The sequence below is a fragment of the uncultured Henriciella sp. genome (genome assembly GCF_964005855.1).
Taxonomy (GTDB): domain Bacteria; phylum Pseudomonadota; class Alphaproteobacteria; order Caulobacterales; family Hyphomonadaceae; genus Henriciella.
Genome location: NZ_CAXFSW010000009.1, coordinates 32,660 through 59,213, shown reverse-complemented (window position 1 = coordinate 59,213; position 26,554 = coordinate 32,660). Strand labels below are relative to the sequence as shown.

Genomic DNA, 26,554 nt, shown 5'->3' with positions numbered 1-26,554 from the left:
ATCAGCCTCCCCGTACGCCGAACGCCTTCTCGATCCGCCGCATGGCGAAGCAATAGACGAAGATGAGCACAACGAAGACGTAGATCGCCCCCTGCTGGGCAAACCAGAAGCCGAGCGGGGCGCCGCCCACGGACCACTGGTCCAGAAAGTCGCGAAACAGGATTCCGGCCCCATAGGAGACGGAAAACCAGATGATCAGGAGCGCGACGGTCAGGCGCCGGGTCGCATTCCAGTAGGCGCGCCTGAGGGCAGCGCGGTCAGCTTCGTCCAATGTTTCCTCCAGCCTTTTTAAAGGCAGCCTGCCGTCATATCGGCGCGGACGCAATCCTTGATCGGACAAGGCTGCGCTGGAGGATCAGGCGGTGTGGGCGCTATTGCGCCGGAGGCGCGTCCGGGTCGAGCTCAAGCCCTTTCATGACCCTGTGCTCATGGCGCATGCCGAGGAACAGGCTGATACAACTCACCAGAAGGATGGAGGTGAAGGGCAAGGCCGCGGTGATCGTGCCGGCCTGCAGGGAATCGAGGGTGTCGCGCCCGCCGCCATAGAGCAGCATGGACGCGGTGACGCCCAGCATGCAGGCCCAGAAGACCCGCTGGGGCACCGGCGCATCGGTCTTGCCGCCAGAGGTAATGCTGTCGATCACAAGCGCGCCTGAGTCGGCCGAGGTCACGATGAAGACCACAAGCAGGAAAATGGCGACGCAGGAAGTGACGATGGAGAAAGGCAGGCTGTCGAGCATATGGAAGAGCGTCAGCGCGGCGGTTTCCATACCATTGGCGAGCTCACCCTGACCGGATTCGTATTGCTGGATCGCGGTTTCGCCAAATGTGGTGAACCAGATCACGCAGATGGCGACAGGTGCGAGCAGGACCACGGAAAAGTACTCGCGCACGGTGCGGCCCTTGGAAATGCGGGCGATGAACATGCCGACAAAGGGCGACCAGGAAATCCACCAGGCCCAGTAGAAGATGGTCCAGTCATGGAACCAGGCGGTGTCCTCGCGGCCGAACCAGTTGGTGAGCTTCGGCGTATCCTGGACATAGGCGAGGAAATTGTCGCCCAGCCCCGCCAGGATGGCGAGTGTCGGGCCGGCGATCAGCACGAAGACCATCAGGATAAGCGCGATGGTCATGTTGATGTCGGAGAGCAGCTTCACGCCGCCATCGAGGCCCCGCAGGACGGACAGAACCGCAAGGCCGGTAATGGCTGCGATCAGCGTGGTCTGAAGGCCGACACTGATCTGCATGCCGGTGAGAAAACCGATCCCGCTGCTGGCCTGGGCGGCACCGATGCCGATTGTGGTGGCAAGGCCGAAGACGGTGGAGATGACGGCGAACGTGTCGATGACATGGCCCCACCAGCCCCAGACGCGGTCGCCCAGGATCGGATAGAAGGCCGAGCGGATGGTGAGCGGCAAGCCCTTGTTATAAGCGAAGAAACCAAGGGCCAGGCCGACAACGGCATAAACGCCCCATGGCGCAATGCCCCAGTGAAACAGGGTCGCGCTGAAAGCCAGGCGGCGGGCCTCTTCAGTGCCGCCTTCGACATCGAAAGGTGTGCCGAACCAGTCGCTGTAATAGGCCAGAGGCTCAGCTGCGCCATAGAACATGAAGCCGATACCGACGCCGGCGGCAAACAGCATGGCAATCCAGGAGGGGATGCTGAATTCGGGCCTCGCCTCAGCGCCGCCTAGCCGGATGCGGCCGAGGGGAGAGAGGGCAAGCCCGATGCAGAAAAGAAGGATAAGGGGCGGCGTGAGCGCGAACAGCCAGTCAAAGGTTTCCAGCGTCCAGGTCCGCGAGGACTCGAGGCCGAAACCGGTGGCTTGCGGGAAGATGAGCGATACGACGGCGAAGACGATGACAAGGCCGGCGCTGAGGAAGAAGACGGGATTGTGGATGTCGAGTCCCAGCATTTCGACATTGTCCTGGCCCACCTCGTAATCGGTCGTGTACTCGGCCGGCAACTCAGCATCTATGTCAGCCTCTACCTCGGGCTCGCTCATCTTCGAAATCTCCCATCCAGCGAATACCGCTGATTCTTTGCCGACCGAATGAATCGGCTGCCTCTGATCATAATATTCAGGGGAATGTTTCAACCCACCTTTAGATTCGCAGACATGTTGCAAACCTGCAACCACGATATGACACGCTGAAAAATAAAGATTTTTTTGTTATTGGCTTTTGTCATGTGGTCAGAACATGACAAAATGTTGGCGAATTTATTTTCTTTGAAGAACTATGACACTATGTCCGGTCAGCGCTCTGGCGCGGAGGGGTCCGAAGTGAGGGTCTGCCGCGCGGGGAGCCGATTGCAAAAATCACAGCGTTGAATCCAGACGCTTAATCTGATGGGGAATAATATGAAGAAGCTATTCGGTGGCGCGTCCTTGCTCGCCATTGGCGCCATTGTGTCTGCCAGCCCGGTTATGGCGCAGACACAGGAAACGACCGCCAAGAATAATCGCCGTCTGTCCACTGTAACGGTGACAGCAACCAAACGTTCCGAAAGCGCGCAGGACATTCCTGTGACTGTGAGCGCCATTGGTGAAACCGAGCTGCAACAGCTCGGCGTCAAGAATTTCAACGATTATCTGGTGCAGCTTCCGGGCGTGACGGCAGGCGGCTCCGGCCCCGGCCAGAACACGATCTATATCCGTGGCCTCGCCTCCACCACGCCGAACCTGACGGTTGCTGGTGTGGCCGGTCTGGCGCCCAACGTCGCCTTCTATCTCGACGAACAGCCGCTGGCACAGCCGGGCCGTAACCTCGATGTCTATGCCGCCGACCTTGAGCGGGTTGAGGTCCTCTCCGGCCCGCAGGGCACGCTGTTCGGCGCCAGCTCGCAGGCGGGTACGGTGCGTCTCATCACCAACAAGCCGTCGCTGGCCGGTTTCGATGCAGGCTTCGATGCGGAAACCTCGTTCACCGAGGGCGGTGAGATGAGCAACAGCGTCGAAGCGATGATCAACATTCCGGTCACCGACAAGTTCGCGCTGCGCGGCGTTGTCTATAATGACAGCCAGGGTGGCTATATCGACAATGTCGGCGGCACGCTGACGGTCGAGGAATCGGCCCGCTTCCGCCCGGCCGGCACGGTCCGCTCGAACGGTACCGTGGTCCAGCCGCGCCGCGCAGGCTTCCAGGCCGACGACGACCTGTCGAACGTCAACTTCATCGCCGCCAACAATGGCACGATCGCCGAAAACGACATCAACGACACCAATTATCAGGGCTTCCGCCTCAGCGGCCTCTACGAGTTCAACCAGAACTGGGAGCTGCTGATCCAGCACTCGCAGCAGAAGATCGACGCCGATGGCGTGTTCTCCGCTGACCCGGACCTGGACGACTATGACACGGTGCGTTTCACGCCGGAAAGCCTGGAAGACAAGTTCCACAACACCGCCTGGACGCTGGAAGGCCGTCTCGGCATGCTGGAAGCTGTCTATACCGGCGCCTATACCGAGCGGACCACAGACCAGACCATCGACTATTCGGACTATCTGTTCGTCGGCCAGTACCTGCCCTATTATATCTGCGACGCCTCGGTCTCCTATCCGGGCGCGGGCGGTCCTGAAGGCACCTGCTACGCTCCGAACCTGTCGGTCAATTCGCACACCGAAACCGAAGTCCAGACCCATGAGCTGCGCTTCAACACGCCGGACGAGTACCGCGTGCGGGCCACGGTTGGCGCGTTCTATAGCGATCTCGAACTGGCCGAGCGCAACGACTATATCTATCCGGGCACCGCTGTCGTTGAAGGCTTCAATGGACAGACCGGTTTTGCGCCGAACTATCCGCTGACCTACACGGACGTCACCGGCCAGATCAATTCGGCCTATCCCGGCTACTATAGCGAGGCTGGCCCCTTCCCGACCGGCGTCGGCTTCCGGAATGACGTGCTGCGGACCGATGAGAAACTCGGCCTCTTCGGTGAGACCACTTTCGACATTACCGATCAGTTCGCCCTTACGGTTGGCGCACGCTGGTATGATATCGAGGTCGACCTGGAAGGCAGTGCGAACTCCTCCTTCGGCAATATCGGTTCGGACACCGACTCCCAGCAGTTCGGCACGAACATCTCCTTCCTCTACGGCCCGAACGGCCCGGCGGCGGCCCCGCAAAAGGCGGCAACCGACGGCGTGATCTACAAGGCCACGGGTGAATGGACGCCGACCGATAACCTTCTCTTCTATGCCACCTATTCGGAAGGCTTCCGCGCAGGCCTGCTGAACCGTCCGGGCGGCACGCAAGGGCCGGGCGACTACACAGTTCCGTACGAAGTCGATACCGATGATGTGCAGAACTATGAGATCGGCTGGAAAACCGAGCTCTTCAATAATTCGCTGCGCTTCAACGGCTCGGCTTTCTTCGTCGAGGTCGATGGCCTGCAGACGACGATCTTCGATCCGTCGATTGTGAACCTGTTCTATTCGGACAATGCCGCGAATGCAGAGCTCAAGGGCGTCGAAGGCGACTTCCAGTGGGCCCCGAACAGCATTGACGGCCTGACCATTGCCGGTGCGTTCTCCTTCCTCGACACGGAGATCACCGAGGTTCTGGTGCCGACCGACGATGTGGTCGAAGGCTCCGACCTTGCTTTCGCACCTGACTATCAGGGCAATCTGCGTGTACGCTATGAGTGGGATCTCGATCAGCAGATCGGTGGTCAGCTCCTGCGTGCCCACGTCATGCCGCAGGTGGTCTTCTCCGGAAGTTCGTTCACAGATGTGATCGAGATCAACAAGATGGAGCTCGACAGCTATGCGACGCTTGGCGCAACGCTGGGTGTGTCGGCTGATAAATGGACGGCTGAACTGTTCGGCACGAACCTCACCAATGAGTATGCCGAACTCAGCGGCAGCTTCATCTTCGACCGCAAGCGTGTGCAGCCGATCCGTCCGCGCACGATCGGCCTGCGTGTGAGCTACGACTACTAGGCTCACAGCCGAAGACTTGAACCCAGACGCAGCGCCCCGTTTAATCGGGGCGCTGCATTTTTATGAGCCTTCCCATGACGACAGACGCCCCAGCTATCGAGACCCAGCTTGACGCCATCAAGGCCGCCATGAAGGCAGGCCGCTTCGATGAGGCAGAACACCTGGCAGACGCTGTCCTTGAGACCGCGCCCGACAATACCGACGCGCTCTATATGGCTGCGGCCACGGCGCGCTATCTGGACAGGACGGACAAGGCCTTCGCCCTGCTGGACCGGCTGAAGCGGGCCGCCCCGGACTATGGACGCGCCTTTCAGGAGGAAGGCCATCTCTATCGCAAGCTCGCCCGGCCCGAGGAGGCGATTGCGGCCTATATGCTGGCCGTGCGCTGGAACCCGGCCCTGGTCGCTAGCTGGAACGCGCTCAGCGACCTCAACACCCAGCTTGGCCGTACGATTGAGGCGCAGGAGGCGGCGGCGCAGGCCCAGCGGCTGCAGCAATTGCCGCGCGAGCTTCTGGCCGTCACCAATCATATCCATGAGGGCCGCGTGCTGCATGCCGAGCGGATCGCCCGCGCCTTCATGCAGAAGAATCCGCGCCATACCGAAGGCATGCGGCTGCTGGCCGATATCGGCACGCGGCTTGGCGTGCATGAGGATGCCGATTTCCTGCTGGAGACCGCCATCGAACTGGAGCCGGACAATCTGCAGCTGCGGATCGACCATATCCAGGTGCTGCGCAAACGCCAGAAATACGAAGCGGCGCTGGAGCAGGCGAAGGCGCTGCTCGCCCGCGGGCCGGACAATCCGATGTTCAAATCCCTCTATGCCATCGAGAGCATGCAAGCCGGCCAATATGACGAAGCCCTGAAAGTTTTCGATGAGGTCCTGGCGGCGTTGCCCGACGATCTGCCGACCCTCACCTCTCGCGGCCATGCCCTGAAGACGGCGGGCCGCACGCAGGATGCGATCTCCTCCTATAGCCGGGCCGTGGAGGTGGAGCCCCTGCATGGCGATGCCTGGTATGCGCTCGCTAACCTCAAGACCTACCGGTTCACCGATGCGCAGATCGAGGCCATGAAACAGGCCGCGCGCAATCCGAACCTGTCGCATATGGGCCGCGTCCACATCTCATTCGCGCTGGGCAAGGCGCTGGAAGACCGGAGCGAGTTTGATGAAGCCTTCGCCCATTACAGCGAAGGCAACCGTCTGAAGAAGATGCAGGTGCGCTACACGACCGAACACATGCATGAAGAGTTCGAGAGCCAGAAACGCCACTGCACGGCCGAACTGTTTGAGGCGCGCAGCAATACCGGATGTGAGGACCCTGCCCCGATCTTCATCGTCGGCCTGCCACGCGCCGGTTCAACACTGATCGAGCAGATCCTCGCCTCGCACAGCCAGGTCGACGGGACGCTGGAGCTGCCCAATATCCTGTCGCTGGCGCACCGCCTGCGCGGGCGCAAACAGGTGAGCGACCGCGAACGCTATCCGCGCATCCTGCACGACCTGCCGGATGACGAGCTGAAAGCGCTGGGCGAGGACTATATCACCAACACCGCCATCCACCGGCAGGGCGCGCCCTTTTTCACCGACAAGATGCCCAACAATTTCCGGCATATCGGCCTCATCAGCCTGATCCTGCCCAATGCGAAGATCATCGATGCGCGGCGCGAGCCGATGGCGTGCTGTTTTTCCGGCTACAAGCAGCTTTTCGCCGAGGGACAGGAGTTCAGCTACAGCCTGGACGATATCGGCCAGTATTATCGCGGCTATATCGACCTGATGGCGCACTGGGACGAGGTGCTGCCCGGCAAGGTATTGCGCGTCCAGCATGAGGATGTGATCGAGGATCTGGAAGGCCAGGTGCGGCGGATCCTGGACTATTGCGGCCTGCCGTTCGAACAGGCCTGTGTCGACTTTCACAAGACCGAACGGGCCGTGCGCACGGCGAGCTCTGAACAGGTGCGTCAGCCGATCAGCCGGTCAGGCGTCGATCAGTGGCGCAATTTCGAGCCCCATCTCGGGCCATTGAAAGACGCGCTCGGTCCGGCGCTCACGGATTATCGCTAGGCGGCCTGCCCTGCCCGGTCAGGCAAAGTGAAGGCGGCGATACTTGCCCTTGTAATAGAGCAGCGGGTCGCGGCGCGGCTCATATTTCGCGCGCTCCACCTTGCCGACCAGAATGACATGGTCGCCGCCATCATGCATGTCGAAACGCACGCATTCGAAATTGGCGAGAGCGCCGGAAATAAGCGGCGAGCCATGCTGGCCTTCCTGCCAGGGCGTTTCTGCGAAACGGTCCTCACCGGGCTTGGCGAAGAGATTGGAGACAGGCTGCTGGCCGATATGAAGGACGTTGACGGCGAAGCGGCCGGCGCTTTCCAGCGCCTTGAGGCTGCTTGAACTTTTGGCGATGCAGACGAGCAGAAGCGGCGGGTCCAGCGAGACAGAGGTGAAGGAATTTGCCGTGAGGCCGACGGGCTGACCATCCGGTCTCATGGTCGTGACCACGGTGACACCGGTGGCGAAACATCCCAGCGCATCGCGCAGGGTACGCGCGTCAGAGCCCTGCTTATAGTCTGGCAGGAAGCGGGGCACGCGGCGTTCAAGGAAGTCGAGAAGCACGGCGCTGAAGGCATCGGCCCGGTCGAAGACGGCGAGATGACCGGCATCCTCAATCTCTGCAAACTCTGCCGAGGCCACCTTCTTGACGAACCGGCTGGCTGCATCGCGGTCGCCAAGGCCGCTAAGGGCGCCGCGCACGAAAAGGACGGGGACTTTCAGCTCTGTGGCGGCGGCCGAAATGCGGTCGCTGGCGGTTTCAAGGTCAATGGCCGCAGGGAAAGCGGGGTCGAAATCCTCCGGCTTTTGCTGCGCAGCCTTCAGCGTCCCGGCAAGGGCGCGCGCGGTCTCTATGTCGATCTCGGGCGGGGCGTCCGCGAGGACAAGGCCGGCGGCGAGATGGGCCCCGTCCTCACCCACCGCGGCGACAGCGACCCAGCCGCCAAGACCTGCACCGATGACAACGGGGCGCGAGGCGAGCTGGGCGAGAACCGCTCTCAGATCCTCCACGCAAGCGGCGAATTCATAACGGGAATCTTCGGAGCGGTCGCTGCGGCCATGACCGCGCAGATCAAGATTGATGACATAGCGTCCGGCCTTGACCAGGGCATCGGCAATCTCGCTCCAGACAGAACGCGTCTGACCGCCGCCATGGACCAGAAGGACAGACGGGTCGTCCGGTGAGCCGCGCACATCAGCGCGCAGGGTGAGCCCCCCAAACCCCTTGAATTCGCGTTCCGCCATGCCTGGGTACCCGCCCTGTTCGTTCACCGGTTCAAGTGTTGCACTTAATACGCTTTGAAGCCTTGCGAAGGGGCGAACTGATCGCGGGCAGGACTTTGCGCGTGGAAGAATGCCCGGCTGGTCTCTCACTCTCCTGCAGCGGGAATCGACCTGCTTTCATAGTTTGGGTAAGGTAAACAAAGGCCGCGCTGTCTCCGCGCGCCACAGAAAAAGGACATGTCGATGAGCGATCAGTCAGCTTCCAGAGGGCGCAAGCCAATGGGTCTCTTCCGCCGGATCGAAACGATTACGCCGCTCCTTTTCATTCCTTTCATCATCTATGTGGTGATCGCGGTTCTGGCCGGCGGCAGCCATATGGACGAGACGCCCGCCATTGCGGGGAGCCTGAATTCGACGCTGTTTTCGGTGCCGATGGTCTCAGGCGTCAGCTGGCGGATGAGTGTGGGAGACTCCCTGCTCCTGCTCTCGCTGATCCTGCTGTCGGTGGAGATCATCAAGTCGACCAGTTCGCGCTCCAGCGCCATGATCAATCATATGGCGTCCATGGGCGTTCTGCTGGCGTGCATCATCCTGTTTATCCTGTTTGCCAATTTCGCGACGGCGACCTTCTTCCTGCTGACCGTGATGGCGCTGATGGATGTCATGGTCGGCGTGATCGTCAGCATCGTCTCAGCCCGCCGCGACTTTGGCGTGGGCGACGGGTTCGCCAGCAATTAGACGACCGGGGCGCGCGGCGGCTCAGCCGGATGCTGGCTGGGCCCCGCTTTCGCTCTCCTGCGCCTTCGTGGCGGTCGTGCCGAAGATCTTCAGATGGATCATCAGCAGCGCCGGCAGGATGAAGATCAGCATGATCGTACCGAAGAGGATGCCGAAGCCGAGAGAGATGGCGGTCGGGATGAGGAATTGCGCCTGAAGGCTCGTCTCCATGATGATCGGCGTCACACCGAGGAAGGTGGTGAGCGTGGTCAGGAGGATGGCGCGGAAGCGGTCCAGCATGGAATCGATCACGGCCTCGGTCGGGTCCTGCCCGTTTTCCAGGCGCTCATTCAGGAAGTCGGTCACCATCAGTGAGGTGTTGATGATGACGCCTGAGAGGCCGATGATCCCGAAGAAGGACAGAAGCGTGAGGTCCGCGCCCATGAGGCCATGGCCGATCAGCGCGCCGACATAGCCGAACGGGATGGCGCCCATGATGACGAGCGGCTGGCTGTAGGAGCGGAAATTGAGCGCCAGCAGGCTGTAGATCACGATCATGGCGAGCATGAAGTTACGGGCGAGGACGGGGGTCGCCTCGGCCTGTTCTTCCTGATCGCCGGAGACCTGCATGGTTAGGCCCTCATACTCCTGCTGCAGGCGCGGCAGGGCCTCCTCGAACATATGGTTCGAGACGAGGTCGGCGGTGGTGACATCCTCATCCACGAAGGCGTTCAGGGAATAGATGCGCCGACCGTTCACCCGGTTGATCGACGCTGGCGCCGGGGCGATGGAGAGGTCTGCGAGATTATGCATGGGCACGAAGCCCTCTCCCACCTTGACCCGCAGGCGTTTGAGCGTCTCGAGCGAGGCCCGCTCGCTTTCGGGCAGGCGCACGCGGACGGGAATTTCCTCGCGGTCGCGCTGGATACGGACCGCCTCGGCGCCGAAGAAGGCGGCACGGACTTCGCGGGCAAGGTCGTTCTGGGTGAGGCCGTAATTGCGGGCCAGCGGTTTGAGCTGGATGCGCACTTCTTCTGTGGTGCGGAAGCGGTCATCGCGCACATCATAGACACCTGGCTGGCTCTCAAGCTCCTGGCGCAGCTTCAGCACGGCTTCGCGGGTAAGCTCGTCGGTGCGCGCGGAGATCTGGAGCTGGATGGGGGCGCCGGGGCTGACAAGGTCGGAGGTGAAGGTGAGCTTTTCGGCCCCGGGTATCCGGCCGACCTCCTCGCGCCAGGCGCGCTGGAAGTCCTTGGCCTCAAAGTCCCGCGCGCTCGATTGCTTGAGCTGCGCCACGACATAGGCCCGGTTGGCCGAAGCCGCGCTGGTGGTGCTGCCTGTGGCGTTGGCTTCATTGCCGCCCAGGGGTTCGGCAAGCTGCCAGAGGACACCGGCAAGACCATCCTCTGCGTCGGTTACATCGCCGATCGCCCGGCCGGCGGCGGCCTCAAGGTCACGGGCGAAGCGGCGGGTCTGTTCTTCTGACGTGCCTTCAGCGAGCTCCAGTTCGGCGGTGACATAATCGCCTTCCACCGCCGGGAAGAAGATGAACTTCACATAGCCGCTGGCGGTCAGGGCCTGCGCCGCGAACAGGATCCCAAACGCGCAGAGAAGGACCATGATTGGCCGGACCACGACGAATTCCATGGCGCGCTTCAGCGGCCCGCCGGAAAAGCGGCGCAGGCTGGCGGCCACCCTGTCGCGGACGGGGTCGGCAAGGCGGCGCGGCGAGAACCGGCCAGGTTTACTGTCGCTGAGATGAGAGAGGTGGCGCGGCAGGACGAACATACTCTCAACCAGCGACAGGAAGAGAAGGATGATCACGACCGCCGAGACCTGACCGAGGAACTGACCGAAGAGGCCGGGCACAAGAAGGATCGGCACGAAGGCCGTCATGGTCGTGGACACGGAGAAGAGAACGGGCCGGGCCACACGGATCACGCCGAGACGCGCAGCCTCCATCGGCTCTGCGCCCTTTCGCCAGTTGGCATGGATATTCTCACCGACGACGATGGCGTCATCCACGATGATACCGATGGCAAGAATGAAGCCGAAGAGCGAAAGCTGGTTCAGTGTGATGCCGAAGATGAGCATCGGGAAGAAGGCGCCGATAAAGCTGACCCCGACCCCGAGCGCCACCCAGAAGGCGATCCTGATATCCAGGAAGAGAAGCAGAAGAAGCGTAACAAGAACAAGGCCGAGGATGGCATTTCGCACAAGCAGGTCGATGCGCGAGCGAAGGTTCACGGCCTCATCGCGCCAGAGCGTGTATTGCACAGAGCCCGGCAGGGCGTTCTGGATTTCGGTATCGAGATATTCGCGCACGATTTCCGCATTATCGAGCGTCTTTTCACGCCCCACCCGGAAGACCGAGACGTTGACGGCGGGCTTGCCTTCGAAGTTTGCCTCGACAGGAGCCTCCGACAGACCATCGCTGATCTCTGCAATGTCACCCAGGAAGATCGGCGACCCATTGCGCCCTGCCCCGATGACGATGTTCTCAAACTCCGCGCCTGAACGGCGTTCCCCAACGGCGCGGACACGCAGGAGCTGGCGGTCATTCTCGATCTCGCCGGCCGAAAGGTCGAGGCTCTGCTGGGAGATGATCTGCGCGACCTGCGACAGGCTGAGATCGCGGGCACGCAGCTCCTCTTCGGGGATGGCGATATCGATGAGATAGTCCGGCACGCCGCCGATTTCGACGAGGGAGAGGCCTTCCTTGGCCGCGAGTTCGCGCCGGACCCTTTCGGCCGCCTGTTTGAGAACGCGCCGGTCGACATCGCCATAGATGGCAATCTGCGCGACCAGCTCATCGGCTTCGACTTCCGAGATCTGCGGGGCTTCTGCGGCCTGGGGGAAGACAGTGATCCGGCCGATCTCGTTCTTCACCTCATCCAGCATTTCCGACATGGTCTCGCTTTCGGGAATGTCGACAATGACATTCCCGACGCCGGAAGCCGCGAGGCTGGTAATCTTCTCGACGCCTTCCAGGCCCTCAAGCCGCTCCTCGATAGGGCGGACGATAGAGGTTTCGACATCCTCGGGCGTGGCGCCGGGGTAAGGCACGGTGATGGAAATCTTGTAGGTCTCGATCGGCGGGAAGACGCGGACATTGAGCGCCGATAGCGAGGCGATCCCAGAGACGACGAGGAACACCATCAGCAGGTTGGCCGCCACGCGGTTGGCCAGGACCCCTTCGATCATCCGGTTCAAGGCGAAGGCTCCTGCACATGAACGCGCATGCCGTCGATTTCCTCGGCCAGGACGGTCAGCAGCAGCCTGTCGCTGGAAGACAGGTCTGCCGCGCGGATGAGCGCCCCTTCCTCACTGCGATCCACCGGATCGACATCGACCTGGTGGATCTGCTCATCGGGACCGACGACCCAGACATAGCCGTCCTGGCGCACAGCCCCTTCCGGCACGCGCCACATCGGCGTCTCGGACCGGCCCTCTATCAGCAAGTCCATATAATCCCCGGCAAAAACATTGCCCTGGTTCTCTGCCAGAAAGGCATCCGGAAAGACCGAGATGATCGTTGCTGTGCGAGACTGCGGATCGATTTCAGGGGAGAATTCGGAGAGATAGCCGTCCAGCTCCATGTCGCCGAGCGAGCTTGAATTGGGGATGGCCCGCACCGGCAGGCGCCCATCCTCCCGCGCGCGGATGGCGTTGCGGACGGCGTTCACATCCTCAGCCGGCAGACTGGCCTGAATTTCGCCCTCCCCGGCGCTGATCAGCTGGGCCAGCGGCTGGCCGGGCGAGACAAAGGTGCCGGGCGCGACCGATTCAGAGGTCACAATCGCATCGAAGGGCGCGGTGATGGAGGACTTCTCAAGATTACGGCGGGCGATTGTGACCTGGGACTGTGCCTGACGCACGCCAGCCTGCGCATCCTCAAAGGCGGCAATCGCCTGTTCGGCCGCCTTTTCGGGCGAGGCGCCGATGTCAGCGAGATTGATCTGACGGTCACGCTCGGCCTCAGCCTGGCTGAGGCGGGCTTCTGCCGTTGCGAGCTGCGCCCGCGCACGCTCCAGGTCGGCCAGCAGGTCACCGTCGTCGATCTGGAGGATCGTCTCCCCCCGGCCGATGCGCCCGCCAGGCTGGAGGCCCGGACTGACATTGGTCACCTTGCCGGAGACCTCGCCGACAAGCTCAAGGCGTTCACGTGGCTGTAAGCGGCCGGGCGCACGGACATCGAAACTGGAGCCGGCAGGCTCTGGCTGAACCGTCTCGACATAGGGAATGCTGTCTTCCTGCTGTTCGGCGTCCTCTTGCGGCCCACCGCCGGCGCCTGCCAGCGTCATGATCAGGAGGCCGATCCCCAGAACCACGACGCCGAGGATCAACCATAACCAGCTGGGGCGGCTCCCCCCATCGGAGTCGCGGTGTTGGGTTGAATTCTCGTCGGACATAGCGCAACCGATCTGCTAGACAGAAATGTCTTGTTCCCTCTGGTTATCGATCAACATGAGACAATCAAGTCGGGAAGCGAGCCGGACAGGTCAGTGATTATGAAATTTTGTTTTCAGTGTGCGTTCACAGCCTTAGCTGCCGGGCTATTCCTCACCGGCTGCATGACCGCTGGCCCGGACTATGAGGCACCGGAGACGGACATCTATCAGGACCGCTGGCTGGCCGCCGACCTGGATGTGATCGCGCCGGGACAATTGCCGCAATCGGACTGGTGGCAGGCCTTCAACGATCCGCTCCTCACTCAACTGATCGAGGATGCGAAGGCGCGCAATCCAAGCATTGAGGAAGCCGCCGCAAATGTGAAGAACGCCCAGGCAACGGTTCAGGCTGCCCGCGCGGCCGGTTTCCCGATGGGCGCGCTCAATGCATCCGTAAGGCGCCAGAAACAGTCGAGTGCCAGCCTGGGAGCGGATGTGCCCTTCGAGTTCGAGGCGCAGACGCAATATTCGGTGGGCGCTGAAGCAAGCTGGGAGGCAGACCTCTTCGGGCGCACGGCCAACAGCCTGTCCCAGGCGCAGGCCGCCCTTGGCGGGCGCGAAGCGGTAGAGGCCGATACCAAGCGTGCCATACTGGGCGAAACGGCCCGTACCTATCTGACCGTTCGCGAGCTCGACGCCCGTATCGCCGTCAATCAGGCCAATGTCGCGCGCCAGGAAGAGGTTCTGGACCTGACCCGCAAACTTCGCGAAGCCGGGGAAGTGGCCGATATCGATGTGGAGCGGCAGAAAAACCTTGTGCAGACGACCAAGGCCGCCATCAGCGCGCTGAAATCGGCGCGTAGCGAAGCGGCCTCCGGTCTTGCCCAGCTGACCGGCCATACGATGCCGGCCTTCTATGCCGCCTACCCCTCGCTCGAGCCTTTCGCCTCGGACGCACTTGAACCGGTCCGGGCGTTCGGGCCGGTCGAGGTTGGCTCTCCCAAAGAGCTGCTGCGGCGGCGCCCGGACATTCGCGCTGCCGAGCGCCAGCTGGCCGCAGCGACCTATGCCGTGGGTGTCGAGACCGCTGACCTTTATCCGACCCTGACCCTGACCGGACAGGGGTCATTCACCTCCAATGACCCGGATGACATCTTCAACATGGACTCGCTTGGCTATAATTTCGGCCCGCGCCTTAGCTGGGGGATTTTCAACCTGCCTCTCACACGCGCCGAGATCGACCAGGCGGAGGCGGATGTGGAGGCTGCGCGCGCCAACTTTGAAAGCACGGTGATCTCCGCGCTGACCGAGGCGGACGCGGCGCTGCTCTCCTATAATTACGCCGTTGAGGAAACAGCCTTTCGCGCGGCAGCCCTGGAGGCGGCTGACCGGTCGCTGGAGCTGATCGAGATCCGCTATCGCGAAGGCGCTGAAAGCCTGCTGAGCCTGATCGATGCCCAGCGCCAGACGCTCTCGGCCCAGGATGGCGAAATCCAGTCGCGCTACGAAGCGCTCCGCAGGCGGGTCGGCGTCTATAATGCGTTCGGCGGCTGACGCGGCGTCCACTGTTTTCTGAACCGGAAGTCGGTGTAAGAGTACCGCCCAAAGAAAAGACAGGGTGGAACAATGCATTACGCGGAACTTTCCAGGGCATATAATGAGCTGACGGGCCCTGGCGGCGAGTTTGAAATCGTCAAGCAGGAGGTGCTCGGCAACAGGATCCGGACCTGGAAGAATGCGCCGCCCACTGTGCGTGATGTCTGGCTGGCGACCCGTGAGTTCGCTGATCGCGATTACCTCATCTACCATGATGAGAAGCTCACCTATGAAGAGACCCATGAGCTGACCAGCGCGGTTGCGAACTGGCTTTTCGCGCAGGGCGTGAAAACAGGCGACCGGATTGCGATCTCCATGCGCAACTATCCCGAATGGATGATCATCTACTGGGCCTGCTGCTCGGTCGGCATCACGGTGGTGGGCATGAATGCCTGGTGGACCGCCGAGGAAATGGACTACGCGCTGAAGGATTCCGAGCCGGCTGTCCTGTTCCTTGATTCCGAACGCCTTGAGCGCGTGCGCCAGAAGCCGGAAATGCTGAATGGGGCCAAACTCGTCGGGGTCCGGCTTGAGGACTATCCAGACGATGTGACGCCGTGGAGCGAGGTGATTGCGGCGGGCGGCGACCTGCCTGACGTGTCCGTCGACCCGGACAGTGATGCGTGCATTTTCTACACATCAGGCACGACCGGCTTTCCCAAGGGCGCGCAGCTGACCCATCGCGGCTGTGTGTCGAATTTGATGAACATGCTCTATGCCCGCGCCTCGACGGCGCTGGCGGTGATGTATGCGACGGGCGAGGTGCCACCTGATCCGCCCCCGGTGCCTGTTACGCTGATCAATACGCCGCTCTTCCATGTGACGGCGAACAATTGCGCCGCATATGCCGTCACCGCGGCAGGCGGCGCGATGGTGCTGATGTACAAGTGGGAGGCCGGCGAGGCACTCCGCCTGATCGAGAAACACCGTATCATGACGATGAGCGGCGTGCCGGTCATGGCACGTGAGCTGATCAATCATCCCGACTTCGAGAAGACCGACACGTCCAGCCTTCTGGCGCTTGGCGGGGGCGGCGCGCAGGTTCCACCGGATCTGGTTCTGAAGATCGAGGAGAAAGTGGCAACCGCCCGGCCGACCACCGGCTATGGCATGACCGAAACTTGCGGCATCATCACCTCGCTCAGCGCCGACTTCTATGTCGACAGGCCAGACAGCGCTGGCCCCGCCATGCCGAGCTATGAAGCCAAATGCGTGGATCCGGATGGCAATGAAGTGCCGTTAGGCGAGCGCGGAGAGCTTTGGGTGCGGGGCGCTTCGGTCATCAAGGGCTATATCAACCGGCCCGAAGCGACCGCCGAGACGATTACCGATGGCGGCTGGCTGCATACAGGCGACATCGCCCGCATGGATGAAGACGGCTTCATCTATATCGTCGACCGCAAGAAGGACATGGTTCTGCGCGGCGGCGAAAACATCTATTGCGCCGAAGTCGAAGCGGCCCTCTATCGCCATGACAGTGTCGCCGAGTGTTCGGTGTTCGGCATTCCCGATGAGCGCCTTGGCGAAGAGGTCGGCGCGGCGGTTGTCGCAAAGCCCGGCCATACGCTGACGGAAGAGGCGATCCGCGAGCATTGCGCAGCGATCATGGCGAAGCACAAGGTGCCGCGTTATGTCTGGATCCTTGAAGATGCCCTGCCCCGCAATGCCAGCGGAAAGTTCCTGAAACGCGAGCTGCGCGACAAGCTTGCCGCCGGGTTGTGAGCGTTCGCGCCTAGTCGTGGCCGATATAGCCGAGCGTGGAGGCGCGCTGGATGGCCCGCGCCTTGCCAGCCACGCCGAGCTTTGTCGCGCTATTGGTAATGTGAAAGCGTACCGTTGGCACTGAAATGTGCATGATCGTGGCGATCTCCGCATCGGTCTTGCCGGCCGATGCCCATTTCAGACACTGGATCTCGCGGCGGGTGAGATAGACGGCTGGCCCCTGCGGCCCCAGTGAGCGCGCGTCGTGATAGGTCGCGATGAATTTCAGGGCCAGCGCATGCAAGGATTCGGCATGGCGCTCGAATATGGCGCGCGTCTCCTGCGGCTGGTCGGAGGCCCAGGCCACCGCGCCGATTGCGCCGCCCGGCAGGTAGGCAGGGGCGACGATGGCCGCCTGGATGTGCGCCTTCAGATACTCCTCAGGATCGTTTGAGGCCGCCACGGCCGCATTGGGGCGCCAGCTTCCGACCTCGCCTTCGGCATAATAGAAGGGCTCTGCGCAGGTGCGGGTGGCATGAACGAGCGTGGAGCGCAGGGCAAACATGCGATCCTTCCAGTATTCCAGTGAGGGATCGAGCCATTTGAAGACCGTCTCGGCAAAAGGTTCCCCCTCGCGATCCCGCATCGGGTCCGTGCTGCTGATGTCGGCGCTGACGGCGATGTATGGCAGGCCGATTTCCTCGCCCTTCTCCGCGACCTGACGGGCCAGGATATCCAGCCGGTCTTCGATGGACAAAGATACACCGTGTCCCGGCATGCAAAGCGCCTCCTCACCTATTATTACTGGCAGCTTGTCTACTGTCGCCACGATCTGGCACCTTCACGCGAAGGCACCGCAATAGCTGCTGTGTAGATAAAAGGGGGGTAAAGGCATGAAGCTCGCATTGGAACAGCGCCACGAGGAATTTCGCGAGGAGGTGCGGGCGTTTCTTCAGGAAAACCTGCCCGCAGACCTCGCCGAAGCCGGACGTCTGACAACCAGCGTTTTCGTTGAGCCTGAATTCTCACTGCCCTGGCAGCGCATCCTTTACGAAAAGGGATGGGTCGCGCCGCACTGGCCAGAGCAGTATGGCGGCCCGGGCTGGGACGAGATGCAGAAATATATCTTTGCATCCGAATGCGCGCGGGCCGGCGCCCCGTCGCTTTCGCCCATGGGACTGCAGATGGTCGGCCCCTGCATCATGGGGTTCGGGACGCAGGCGCAGAAGGATTATTACCTCCCGCGCATCCTGGCGGGTGAGGATTACTGGTGTCAGGGCTATTCGGAGCCGGGCGCCGGCTCCGACCTTGCCAGCCTCAAGCTTCAGGCCGTGAGCGATGGCGAGGACTACGTTCTCAACGGGTCAAAGATCTGGACCACGCACGCCCATCATGCCAACCGCATGTTCTGCCTGGTGCGCACAAATAGCGATGGCAAACCCCAGCGGGGCATCACTTTCCTGCTGCTGGATATGACCTTGCCGGGCATCAAGGTGGACCCGATCATCACGCTGGCGGGCGAACATGAGGTCAACCAGGTCTTCTTTGATGAGGTACGCGTGCCGAAATCCGGGCGTCTTGGCGAGGAAGACGATGGCTGGACCGTCGCGAAATACCTGCTTGAGTTCGAGCGGGGCGGCGGCTCATCGGCTGGGCTCGAAGTTGCGCTGGAGCGCGTGGCCGCTATTGCCGTCGCCGAAAGCGATAATGGGGCGACTGTTGCCCGTGATAGTGGTTTTGCCCGGCGCTATGCCGATGCCTGTATCGCCCTGGAGGCGGTGAAGATCACGGAGCAGCGCGTCGCAGCCGCGCTTGCCGGTGGACAGAATCCGGGGGCCGCTTCCTCCATGCTGAAGACCGCACGCACCGAGACAATGCAGAGGATAGACGAGTTGGCCGTAGAAGCGGCAGGCCCCTATGGGAATGTGGAGCAGATCACCGCCCGCCAGCCTGGCGCGAACATGGAGATGATCGGGCCGCGTCACAGTGTGACGGCAATGCCACGCTATCTGAATAATCGGGCCGGATCTATCTATGGCGGCTCCAATGAAGTTCAGCGAAACGTAATGGCCAAGCTGCTTCTGGGGCTGTGACCGGGGCAGACGCATAGGTACCTGTCATTTCCGATAGCTTGTGCCGGGCGGCGGCTTTCACGACCCTCTCGAGGCATAATGAAGCCGGACTAAATCCGGTCCTTAGGGAGGAAAATTTGATCAATAGAGTCACACTACGCCACACCCTCGTCTCAAGCACAGCCATCGCGCTGGCCGCCGGGGCAAGTCCGGCCTTTGCGCAGGACGCGCCTGCGGAGGAGCCTGTCGCCACCACGCAGGCGCCAGAAGCCGCCGAGGATGGCCAGCGCCGTCTCACCTCGATCCAGGTGACCGCACAGCGCCGTTCAGAGTCGGTGCTCGACGTACCGATGTCGATCCAGGCCTTCGGTGAGGACCAGCTTGCCGACCTGCGGGTCAACAGTGTCGACGATCTTCAATCGGTCATCCCCAGCTTCTCTGTGTCGCAATCCTATCAGGGTGTGCCGACCTATACGCTGCGCGGTATCGGCTTCAACACGATCAACCTTTCCTCGACATCCACCGTCGGCACCTATGTCGACGAAGTCGCCTATCCCTATCCGATCATGAATTCCGGCCCGGTCTTCGACGTCGAACGGGTCGAAGTGCTGAAAGGCCCGCAGGGCACGCTGTTCGGCCGCAATACCACCGCTGGCCTGATCAACGTCGTGACCAACAAGCCGTCTGACGAGTTCGAGGCGTTCGCCGCGCTCGACGTCGGCAATTACGAAACGCTGAACTATGAGGGCATGGTCAATGTGCCGCTGGGCGACAAGGTCCAGGCGCGCGTCGCGGCCCGCTATGAGACCAGCGACAAGGGCTGGCAGGAATCGATCTCCCGCGGCGAGGACCGCGGCAAGGTCGACAAGCTCGGCTATCGCGCCGCGCTGGCCTTCCAGCCGACGGCGAACTTCGATGTCGACCTTTCCATCAATGGCTGGATCAACAAGTCCGACACGATCGGTGGTCAGGGCATCGCCTTCACCCCTGCGACGGACCCGGCCAATGGCAACACCAACAACACGCCCGGCGTGGCCGAATTCCTGGCCAACAACTTCCCGACGGATGCCACGCAGGCTGACTGGGCGCCGCGCTCTGCGCGTGAACAGGACATCGGCATCGGCCCGGGCGTCAAAGGGCCGCTGGAGGAAGACTCCACCTTCAATGCCTACAAGCTCGGCCTCAATTACTCCTTCGACAACGGCATGCGTCTGGTCTCGCTGACCGGCTATAATGAGCTTGAACGCGAAGCCGTTCTCGACTGGTCGGGTGTGCCTTACCAGATCCTGATCCAGGACATCGATGGCGAGATTACCTCCTTCAGCGAGGAACTGCGCCTTGAGGGCGAAACGGGCATCGCGAACTGGCTGGTCGGTGTCTATTACGGCAAGGACGAGATTACCGACGGCAACCGTACGCTGCTGCGCGACAACTCCAACAGCAACTCGGTCAGCCGCGCGGCTGCCGGCCTTGCAACGAACCCCGTTGCTGTGGTCGAAGCCCTGCTTGGTGTCCCGCCCGGCTCCCTTCCACCGGCCCAGGTCGCGCAGATTCAGGGCCTGGCTGCCTTCGTCAACCGTGATCCGGAAACAGGCCAGCCCTATCCGATCACGCAGATCCTGAACTCGTTCCAGACCTATTATGATATCGGTGAGTTCGAGACAGAGACCGCAAGTATCTTCGCCAATGCCGACTGGGAATTCTCACCACAATTCTCGCTGACCACGGGCATCCGCTACACCGAAGATACCCAGGACTATTATGGCTGCTCTGGCGACGTGGATGGCTCGATGCAGCCGAACGTCAATATCTTCAACCGGGTCTTCTATACGCTGACCTACGGCCTGCCGAACCCGCCATCGCCGCTTCTGGAAAATGGCTGTAACACCTTCAACCAGGCCGAAAACAGCTTCGGCCCGGTGACATCCGACCTGACCGAGGACAATATCTCGTGGCGGGTCGTGGGTAATTATACCCCTTCAGACGATCTGCTTCTCTACGCCTCTGTCTCGCGCGGCTTTAAATCGGCATCGACACCGGTCAACGCCGCCTCCAAGTCAGAACAGAACCAGCCCGCCACGCAGGAAAAGCTGACAGCCTATGAAGTCGGTGTGAAAGCCGGCCTGCTGGACCAGCTGGTGCAGGCAAATGCGTCGCTCTTCTATTACGACTATACCGACAAGCAGGTCTCATCCTATTTCGCAGATGACATCTACACCGCACTTGCGCGCCTGCAGAATGCGCCTGAGGGCGAAGCCTATGGTCTCGATGCGGAAGTCACCGCACTTCTGACCGATGAGCTGACGGCCATTGCCGGTGTCACCCTGCTCCACACCGAGTATGGCGACTTCCCGACGACGGACGCAGCCGGTCAGCCGACCAATAATCAGGGCGACCCCTTCCTCTACAGCCCGGAGCAAAGCTTCAGCCTGAGCCTTCTCTATGATGATCAGGTGACCGATACGATGGGCCTTCGCGGCGCACTATCGGCCCGCTGGCAGAGCGAATCCTATGCCGGTGCGCCGGACGAAGAGGACTTCCATATCGACTCCTATGGCGTCGTGAACGGGTCGATTTCTCTCTACGGCCTCGATAGCGGCTGGGAGTTCGGCATCTGGGGCAAGAACCTGCTGGACGAGTATTACTGGCCGCAGGTGTCCTCAAACGCGAACGTCGTGCTTCGCTTTGCAGGCCGTCCGCGCACCTATGGCGCCTCGATCTCCTATCGCTACTAGGCGGTAGACAACATCCAAATGTTGGACTTGCGGTGCCGGTTTCGACCGGCACCGCTTTTTTTATGTCCTTGACCGGCCCGTGCGTCACCCCGCTAGCGCTGGTGGCACAAGACGCCGCAAGAGCGTCTCAAATAAAAGGGAGATCCGCATGTCAGAGTCCAATACCGAGGCCAGCGTCCTCTATGAGGTCAGCGATCATATCGCGACGATTACGCTGAACCGTCCGGAGCGGCGCAACGCGCTCAATTTCGATGCCTATGACCGGCTGGAGAAGGCCTTGCGGCGCGCCGTGACCGACGCCGAGGCGCGCTGTGTCATTATCACCGGCGCCGACCCGGCGTTCTGCTCTGGCGATGATGTGCGCGAAATCATGGCCGCGCCCAAGCCGAAAGAAACCGCCCCCAAATCACCCACTGTGCGCCACCAGCCCACCCCGGCCGCCATGGCAGCCCTGGAGTGCGACAAACCGGTCATCGCGGCCATAAATGGCGCCGCCATCGGCTGGGGCATGGAGCTTGCGCTCTATGCCGATATCCGCATCGCTTCTGACAGGGCGAAATTCTCCGAGATGTTCATCAAGCGCGGCCTTGTCTGCGATGTCGGCGGCTTCTACCGCCTGCCCTCGATTGTCGGGCCCGCCAAGGCCGCAGAGCTGTTGTTTACCGGCGACGTGATCGATGCGGGGGAAGCTGAACGTATCGGCCTTGTGTCCCGCACCGTGCCGCATGCAAAGCTGATGGACGAAGCGCGTGCCCTTGCTGGGCGGATTGCCGAGAACCCGCCGCTGGCGCTGCGCTATATGAAGGAAGGCATCCGCAAGGGCAGTTATGGCGACCCGCGCGAGCTTGGCTCATGGGCGATCGAGACGATCCGGGCCCTTATGGAAACCGAGGATCACAAGGAAGGCGTGGCGAGCTTTCTTGAGAAACGCCCGCCGGTCTTCAAGGGCCGTTAGGCGCGCCTGGCAGCGCGCCTGTCGAACAGTTCGAAAGCCAGCATGCCCGCTGCCATGGCAGCAAGGAAGCCAAGGGCCTCGGCGCCGCCAATGGTAATGGCGGCTATGGCGGGGCCCGGACAGAGACCGACCAACCCCCATCCGAGGCCGAACAGGAGTGCGCCGATGGCAAGCCTTGCATCGAGCTTGCGGTTGCCGGGGACCTGAAACCTCTCTGCAAGTACAGGGCGCGGGCGGCGCCAGACCAGCCTGTAGCCGATTGCCGTCACGATGAGCGCCGCACCCATGACAAAGGCGAGCGAGGGGTCCCAGTTTCCGAACAGGTCTAGGAAGGCGATGACCTTTGCCGGATTGACCATTTGCGAGATGACCAGCCCCAGTCCGAAGACGAGACCGGCCAGGAGAGCGACAAGGTGACGTGCCATGGGCTTCAGGCTCCAATGAGGGGTTTGATCAGGGCAACGGTCGCCATCCCTGCAGCCATGAAGAGAGCCACCGAGACCATGGACCGCGGCGAGAGGCGCGCGAGGCCGCAGACGCCGTGTCCGCTGGTGCAGCCAGAGCCAAGACGCGTGCCGAATCCGACCAGCAGACCGCCGGCCAGGATGAGCGGCCAGCCAGCCTGCAGGTCAAAGGGCGCCCGCTCGCCTGCCACCAGCCAGTAGACCAGCGGGGCCGCGATCAGGCCAAGCACGAAGAAGAGGCGCCAGAGACGGTCGCCTGCCTCTGAAAAGACCATGCCCGAAAAGAGGCCGCTAATCCCGGCAATCCGGCCATGAAAGGCCATCAGCAGGACAGCCGAGAGGCCGATCAGGGCCCCGCCAATGCTGGCGCTTACAGGTGTGAAATTTTCCATCTCAGGGGTTCCATTGTTTTCACTTTACACTTATGTAAATCGTAAAGTGAATAACTGCAAGGCACAACGGACACTGAAATGATCAAGGATGCACGAAACATGGAGCCGCTCGCCCGCGAAGCGACGGCCCTTCTCAAATCGCTGTCTCACCCAGATCGTCTCATGGTCTGTTGCCAGCTTCGAGGCGGAGAGATGAGCGTGGGCCAGCTTGAAGCCCAGCTTGAAATCCCCCAGCCGCGGCTTTCCCGTGAACTCGCCAAATTGCGTGAGGAGGACATCCTTGCAGCGCGCCGGGAGGGAAAGGTCGTTCACTACTCGCTGGTCGACGCACGCGTCCACGCGCTCGTGGACGCAATCTGTAAAGTCATGCTCGGCCCAGATGCAGATCCGGAAATGCGCGTTGGAGCAGAACGCGCGGGAGAAAAACAATGACAAAACCAGACGTAAAAGGCTTTTTCGATGAAGCCACGAACACGATCAGCTATGTCGTATGGGACAGGACAACGAAGCAGGCCGCCATTATCGACTCCCTGCTCGATTTCGACCAGGCGTCGGGCCGGACGGCAACGCATTCGGCGGACAGGATGATCGCTTTCGTGAAGGACACCGGCCTCACCGTCGAGTGGATCATCGACACGCATGTCCATGCCGATCACCTGACGGCCGCGCCCTATATCAAGAGCCAGCTTGGCGGGCGAACCGGGATCGGCGAGCATATTTCGACGGTGCAGAAAGTCTTTGGCGAGATTTTCAATGCGGGTCAGGAATTTCATACCGATGGCAGCCAGTTCGACCATCTTTTCACCGATGGCGAGACCTACAAGATCGGCACCATCGAGGCCCGCGCCATTCACACGCCGGGCCACACACCGGCCTGTATGAGCCACCTTATCGGCGGCGCGGTCTTTGTGGGCGATACGATCTTCATGCCGGACTATGGCACGGCGCGCTGCGACTTTCCGGGCGGCGATGCGGCAACGCTTTACGACTCGATCCAGAAGCTGTTTGCCCTGCCCGGCGACACGCGGGTCTTCCTCTGCCATGACTACAAGGCCCCGGGGCGGGAGCACCATGTCTGGGAAACCACGATTGGTGAGGAAAAGGCGCACAACACGCATATCCATGAGGGCGTGACGAAAGCGCAATTCGTGAAGATGCGCACAGAGCGCGACGCCACCCTCGACATGCCGAAACTCATCCTGCCATCGGTCCAGGTCAATATGCGGGCCGGAGAGATGCCGCCTGCAGAATCGAACGGAATGCGCTACATGAAAATCCCGATCAACGCGCTCTAGCTTTCAAGGACGCCTGATATGGCCTTCCGGCCTGCACGATACTTTCCCATCCTCGAATGGGGGCGCGAATACCGCCGCGAGACGCTGGTCAATGACCTGATTGCGGCGGTGATCGTGACCATCATGCTGATCCCGCAATCGCTGGCCTATGCGATGCTGGCGGGCCTGCCGCCCCAGGTGGGGCTCTATGCCTCCATCCTGCCCCTGATCGCCTATGCCATTTTCGGCACCAGCCGGACGCTTGCCGTCGGGCCGGTGGCCATCCTGTCGCTGATGACGGCAGCCGCCGCCGGGAAGATCGCGCCACAGGGCAGCGACGCCTATATACAGGCCGCACTCATCCTGGCCTTCCTGTCCGGCGCGATCCTTCTGGTCCTCGGGCTGTTGCGGGCCGGCTTTCTCGCCAACTTCCTCAGCCACCCGGTCGTGTCCGGCTTCATCACCGCTTCCGGCATCATCATCGCAGCCTCGCAGCTCAAACACATCCTCGGGGTCGATGCGGGCGGGCACAATCTTTTTGAGATCCTGGTCTCGCTTGTGCGCCATATCGGTGAGACGAATGCGGCCACGTTCGCCATTGGGGCCGCGTCGCTCATCTTTCTGTTCGGGTCCCGAAAATATCTGAAGCCTGCGCTGATCAAGGCGGGCCTGCCGGAGAAAGCCGCCGCCATCATCACGCGGACCGGCCCCGTCTTCGCGGTGATCGCCAGCATCCTGGCCGTTGCCCTGCTGCAGCTCGATCAGGCAGGTGTGCGCATCCTCGGCGATGTGCCGCGAAACCTGCCAGAGATTGGCCTGCCCGCCTTTGACCGGGAGGTGTGGACGCAGCTTCTGGGGTCGGCTGCCCTCATCAGCCTGATCGGCTTTGTCGAGTCGGTTTCTGTGGCACAGACACTGGCGGCCAAGAAGCGCCAGCGGGTCGATCCGGATCAGGAGCTTGTCGGCCTCGGTTTTGCGAGCCTGTCGGCCGGCATATCCAGCGGCTATCCCGTCACGGGCGGCCTCGCCCGGTCTGCCGTCAATTTCGATGCGGGCGCGGAAACACCGGCAGCTGGCGCTTTCACGGCTGTGGGCATCGCGCTCGCCACCCTGTTTCTGACGCCATATCTCTATTTCCTGCCGCAGGCCGTGCTGGCCGCCACCATCATCGTTGCGGTGCTGTCGCTGGTTGATCTCAAGGCGATCCGGCAGGTGTGGTCCTATTCACGCGCGGACTTCAGTGCGATGTCGGCCACCATCCTCGTCACCCTGTTTGCCGGGGTCGAGCTTGGTGTGACGACGGGCGTCGCCCTCTCGCTCTTCCTGCATCTCTACAATACCAGCCGGCCGCACTTTGCGCTGGTCGGGCAGGTGCCGGGCACGCACCATTTCCGCAATGTGAACCGTCACCGCGTCGTGATCTCTGACACGGTCCTGACCATACGGATCGACGAAAGTCTCTATTTCGCCAATGCGCGCTTTCTGGAAGACACGGTCTATTGCGTTGTCAGCAACAGGCCGGACCTCAAACACCTCGTCCTGATGTGTTCGGCGGTGAACCGGATCGATGCGAGCGCCCTTGAGAGCCTTGAAGCGATCAATCACCGGCTCAGCGATGCCGGGATCAAGCTGCATCTCTCCGAAGTGAAAGGGCCGGTGATGGACCGGCTGAAACGCTCACACTTCCTCGAGGAGCTGAGTGGAAACGTCTATCTCAACACCTATGACGCGATGGAGGATCTCGACCTCGACTGCGTCCAGGCCGCCTTCAGCAAGGACGCCGCGACCACATCGCCCGACGCCATCCCCTGCCCCTCCCTCACCCTTGCTGGCCTGGAACGGGTGTGATGCGGAAATGAGACCGCTTGCGCTTTGCAGCAGGGTCCCGATCAGGCAACCCGGCTGTTGGAATGGCGCCGGATAACGACGGCCACGCCCGACCCTGTTGGTACACCGTGACCAATTTGGCTCATAATGCTGCGCCGCACTTTACGTGAATTTTACGTGTCAACGATATCGAGGCCCAAGAATTT

General features: G+C 61.7%; 19 protein-coding genes. 11 read left to right on the top strand and 8 right to left on the bottom strand.

Annotated elements, in window-relative coordinates; translation table 11 throughout:
• Position 1: 1 nt before the first annotated feature.
• Together ABNU55_RS10940 and ABNU55_RS10935 are read right to left on the bottom strand one after the other, a co-directional pair.
• On the bottom strand, positions 2-271 hold the full coding sequence (locus ABNU55_RS10940) for a DUF4212 domain-containing protein (RefSeq protein ID WP_290748851.1): 270 nt from the start codon (positions 269-271) through the stop codon (positions 2-4).
• A gap of 100 nt (positions 272-371) precedes the next feature.
• Entirely contained in the window at positions 372-2,006 is a 1,635-nt protein-coding gene (locus ABNU55_RS10935; RefSeq protein WP_290748848.1) for a BCCT family transporter, read from the bottom strand.
• Between the two features lie 357 nt (positions 2,007-2,363).
• On the opposite strand from ABNU55_RS10935, the gene ABNU55_RS10930 reads away from it, so the two are divergent.
• Positions 2,364-4,940 carry a TonB-dependent receptor gene (locus ABNU55_RS10930; protein ID WP_290748846.1) on the top strand — a complete coding sequence of 859 codons (2,577 nt, stop codon included), beginning with the start codon at positions 2,364-2,366 and terminating at the stop codon, positions 4,938-4,940.
• Between the two features lie 74 nt (positions 4,941-5,014).
• Entirely contained in the window at positions 5,015-7,009 is a 1,995-nt protein-coding gene (locus ABNU55_RS10925) for a tetratricopeptide repeat-containing sulfotransferase family protein (protein ID WP_290748845.1), read from the top strand.
• Positions 7,010-7,027: 18 nt separating this feature from the next.
• Here ABNU55_RS10925 and ABNU55_RS10920 read toward each other — a convergent pair whose 3' ends face one another.
• Positions 7,028-8,245, bottom strand: a complete 1,218-nt coding sequence (locus ABNU55_RS10920; protein ID WP_290748843.1) for an alpha/beta fold hydrolase — start codon at positions 8,243-8,245, stop codon at positions 7,028-7,030.
• Positions 8,246-8,467: 222 nt separating this feature from the next.
• On the opposite strand from ABNU55_RS10920, the gene ABNU55_RS10915 reads away from it, so the two are divergent.
• The gene (locus tag ABNU55_RS10915; protein WP_290748841.1) at positions 8,468-8,962 is read left to right on the top strand and encodes a hypothetical protein; all 495 of its coding nucleotides are present in this window, start codon (positions 8,468-8,470) and stop codon (positions 8,960-8,962) included.
• 21 nt (positions 8,963-8,983) lie between these two features.
• Here ABNU55_RS10915 and ABNU55_RS10910 read toward each other — a convergent pair whose 3' ends face one another.
• Positions 8,984-12,145 carry an efflux RND transporter permease subunit gene (locus ABNU55_RS10910; RefSeq protein ID WP_290748855.1) on the bottom strand — a complete coding sequence of 1,054 codons (3,162 nt, stop codon included), beginning with the start codon at positions 12,143-12,145 and terminating at the stop codon, positions 8,984-8,986.
• 5 nt (positions 12,146-12,150) lie between these two features.
• A complete protein-coding gene (locus tag ABNU55_RS10905; RefSeq protein ID WP_348764358.1) occupies positions 12,151-13,353 on the bottom strand; it encodes an efflux RND transporter periplasmic adaptor subunit in 1,203 nt (400 codons plus the stop codon).
• A 99-nt stretch (positions 13,354-13,452) separates the two neighbouring features.
• Between ABNU55_RS10905 and ABNU55_RS10900 the strand changes: the two genes are divergently transcribed.
• A complete protein-coding gene (locus tag ABNU55_RS10900) occupies positions 13,453-14,886 on the top strand; it encodes an efflux transporter outer membrane subunit (RefSeq protein ID WP_290748836.1) in 1,434 nt (477 codons plus the stop codon).
• 72 nt (positions 14,887-14,958) lie between these two features.
• Positions 14,959-16,650, top strand: a complete 1,692-nt coding sequence (locus ABNU55_RS10895; RefSeq protein WP_290748833.1) for a class I adenylate-forming enzyme family protein — start codon at positions 14,959-14,961, stop codon at positions 16,648-16,650.
• Positions 16,651-16,660: 10 nt separating this feature from the next.
• Here ABNU55_RS10895 and ABNU55_RS10890 read toward each other — a convergent pair whose 3' ends face one another.
• A complete protein-coding gene (locus ABNU55_RS10890; RefSeq protein ID WP_290748830.1) occupies positions 16,661-17,407 on the bottom strand; it encodes a LuxR C-terminal-related transcriptional regulator in 747 nt (248 codons plus the stop codon).
• A gap of 115 nt (positions 17,408-17,522) precedes the next feature.
• On the opposite strand from ABNU55_RS10890, the gene ABNU55_RS10885 reads away from it, so the two are divergent.
• From ABNU55_RS10885 to ABNU55_RS10875, 3 genes are all read left to right on the top strand, one after another.
• A complete protein-coding gene (locus ABNU55_RS10885; RefSeq protein WP_290748828.1) occupies positions 17,523-18,722 on the top strand; it encodes an acyl-CoA dehydrogenase family protein in 1,200 nt (399 codons plus the stop codon).
• Positions 18,723-18,838: 116 nt separating this feature from the next.
• Entirely contained in the window at positions 18,839-21,436 is a 2,598-nt protein-coding gene (locus tag ABNU55_RS10880; RefSeq protein ID WP_290748826.1) for a TonB-dependent receptor, read from the top strand.
• A 148-nt stretch (positions 21,437-21,584) separates the two neighbouring features.
• Positions 21,585-22,391 (top strand): enoyl-CoA hydratase-related protein, encoded by an 807-nt coding sequence (locus ABNU55_RS10875; protein ID WP_290748824.1) that lies wholly within the window; start codon positions 21,585-21,587, stop codon positions 22,389-22,391.
• Here ABNU55_RS10875 and ABNU55_RS10870 read toward each other — a convergent pair.
• Together ABNU55_RS10870 and ABNU55_RS10865 are read right to left on the bottom strand one after the other, a co-directional pair.
• The gene (locus ABNU55_RS10870; protein WP_290748821.1) at positions 22,388-22,816 is read right to left on the bottom strand and encodes a DUF6691 family protein; all 429 of its coding nucleotides are present in this window, start codon (positions 22,814-22,816) and stop codon (positions 22,388-22,390) included. The genes ABNU55_RS10875 and ABNU55_RS10870 overlap by 4 nt on opposite strands.
• A 5-nt stretch (positions 22,817-22,821) precedes the next feature.
• A complete protein-coding gene (locus ABNU55_RS10865) occupies positions 22,822-23,247 on the bottom strand; it encodes a YeeE/YedE family protein (RefSeq protein ID WP_290748819.1) in 426 nt (141 codons plus the stop codon).
• Between the two features lie 78 nt (positions 23,248-23,325).
• Here ABNU55_RS10865 and ABNU55_RS10860 point away from each other — a divergent pair, with 78 nt between their 5' ends.
• The 3 genes from ABNU55_RS10860 to sulP are packed head-to-tail and all read left to right on the top strand — an operon-like array spanning position 23,326 to position 26,369.
• The gene (locus ABNU55_RS10860) at positions 23,326-23,679 is read left to right on the top strand and encodes a metalloregulator ArsR/SmtB family transcription factor (protein ID WP_290748816.1); all 354 of its coding nucleotides are present in this window, start codon (positions 23,326-23,328) and stop codon (positions 23,677-23,679) included.
• Positions 23,676-24,542 carry an MBL fold metallo-hydrolase gene (locus tag ABNU55_RS10855; protein WP_290748814.1) on the top strand — a complete coding sequence of 289 codons (867 nt, stop codon included), beginning with the start codon at positions 23,676-23,678 and terminating at the stop codon, positions 24,540-24,542. Before ABNU55_RS10860 ends, ABNU55_RS10855 begins: the two co-directional genes overlap by 4 nt.
• Before the next feature lie 18 nt (positions 24,543-24,560).
• Positions 24,561-26,369: a sulfate permease gene (sulP, locus tag ABNU55_RS10850; protein WP_290748813.1), complete on the top strand. Its 1,809-nt coding sequence runs from the start codon at positions 24,561-24,563 to the stop codon at positions 26,367-26,369.
• Positions 26,370-26,554: the final 185 nt, after the last annotated feature.

Bases quoted from the DNA above. Each gene is read 5' to 3' on its own strand.
- ABNU55_RS10875 (WP_290748824.1), top strand. From the start codon at position 21,585: ATGTCAGAGTCCAATACCGAGGCCAGCGTCCTCTATGAGGTCAGCGAT.
- ABNU55_RS10890 (WP_290748830.1), bottom strand. From the start codon at position 17,407: ATGCCGGGACACGGTGTATCTTTGTCCATCGAAGACCGGCTGGATATC.
- ABNU55_RS10885 (WP_290748828.1), top strand. From the start codon at position 17,523: ATGAAGCTCGCATTGGAACAGCGCCACGAGGAATTTCGCGAGGAGGTG.
- ABNU55_RS10900 (WP_290748836.1), top strand. From the start codon at position 13,453: ATGAAATTTTGTTTTCAGTGTGCGTTCACAGCCTTAGCTGCCGGGCTA.
- ABNU55_RS10905 (WP_348764358.1), bottom strand. From the start codon at position 13,353: ATGTCCGACGAGAATTCAACCCAACACCGCGACTCCGATGGGGGGAGC.
- sulP (WP_290748813.1), top strand. From the start codon at position 24,561: ATGGCCTTCCGGCCTGCACGATACTTTCCCATCCTCGAATGGGGGCGC.
- ABNU55_RS10855 (WP_290748814.1), top strand. From the start codon at position 23,676: ATGACAAAACCAGACGTAAAAGGCTTTTTCGATGAAGCCACGAACACG.
- ABNU55_RS10915 (WP_290748841.1), top strand. From the start codon at position 8,468: ATGAGCGATCAGTCAGCTTCCAGAGGGCGCAAGCCAATGGGTCTCTTC.
- ABNU55_RS10910 (WP_290748855.1), bottom strand. From the start codon at position 12,145: ATGATCGAAGGGGTCCTGGCCAACCGCGTGGCGGCCAACCTGCTGATG.
- ABNU55_RS10870 (WP_290748821.1), bottom strand. From the start codon at position 22,816: ATGGCACGTCACCTTGTCGCTCTCCTGGCCGGTCTCGTCTTCGGACTG.
- ABNU55_RS10920 (WP_290748843.1), bottom strand. From the start codon at position 8,245: ATGGCGGAACGCGAATTCAAGGGGTTTGGGGGGCTCACCCTGCGCGCT.
- ABNU55_RS10895 (WP_290748833.1), top strand. From the start codon at position 14,959: ATGCATTACGCGGAACTTTCCAGGGCATATAATGAGCTGACGGGCCCT.
- ABNU55_RS10865 (WP_290748819.1), bottom strand. From the start codon at position 23,247: ATGGAAAATTTCACACCTGTAAGCGCCAGCATTGGCGGGGCCCTGATC.
- ABNU55_RS10860 (WP_290748816.1), top strand. From the start codon at position 23,326: ATGATCAAGGATGCACGAAACATGGAGCCGCTCGCCCGCGAAGCGACG.
- ABNU55_RS10930 (WP_290748846.1), top strand. From the start codon at position 2,364: ATGAAGAAGCTATTCGGTGGCGCGTCCTTGCTCGCCATTGGCGCCATT.
- ABNU55_RS10925 (WP_290748845.1), top strand. From the start codon at position 5,015: ATGACGACAGACGCCCCAGCTATCGAGACCCAGCTTGACGCCATCAAG.
- ABNU55_RS10935 (WP_290748848.1), bottom strand. From the start codon at position 2,006: ATGAGCGAGCCCGAGGTAGAGGCTGACATAGATGCTGAGTTGCCGGCC.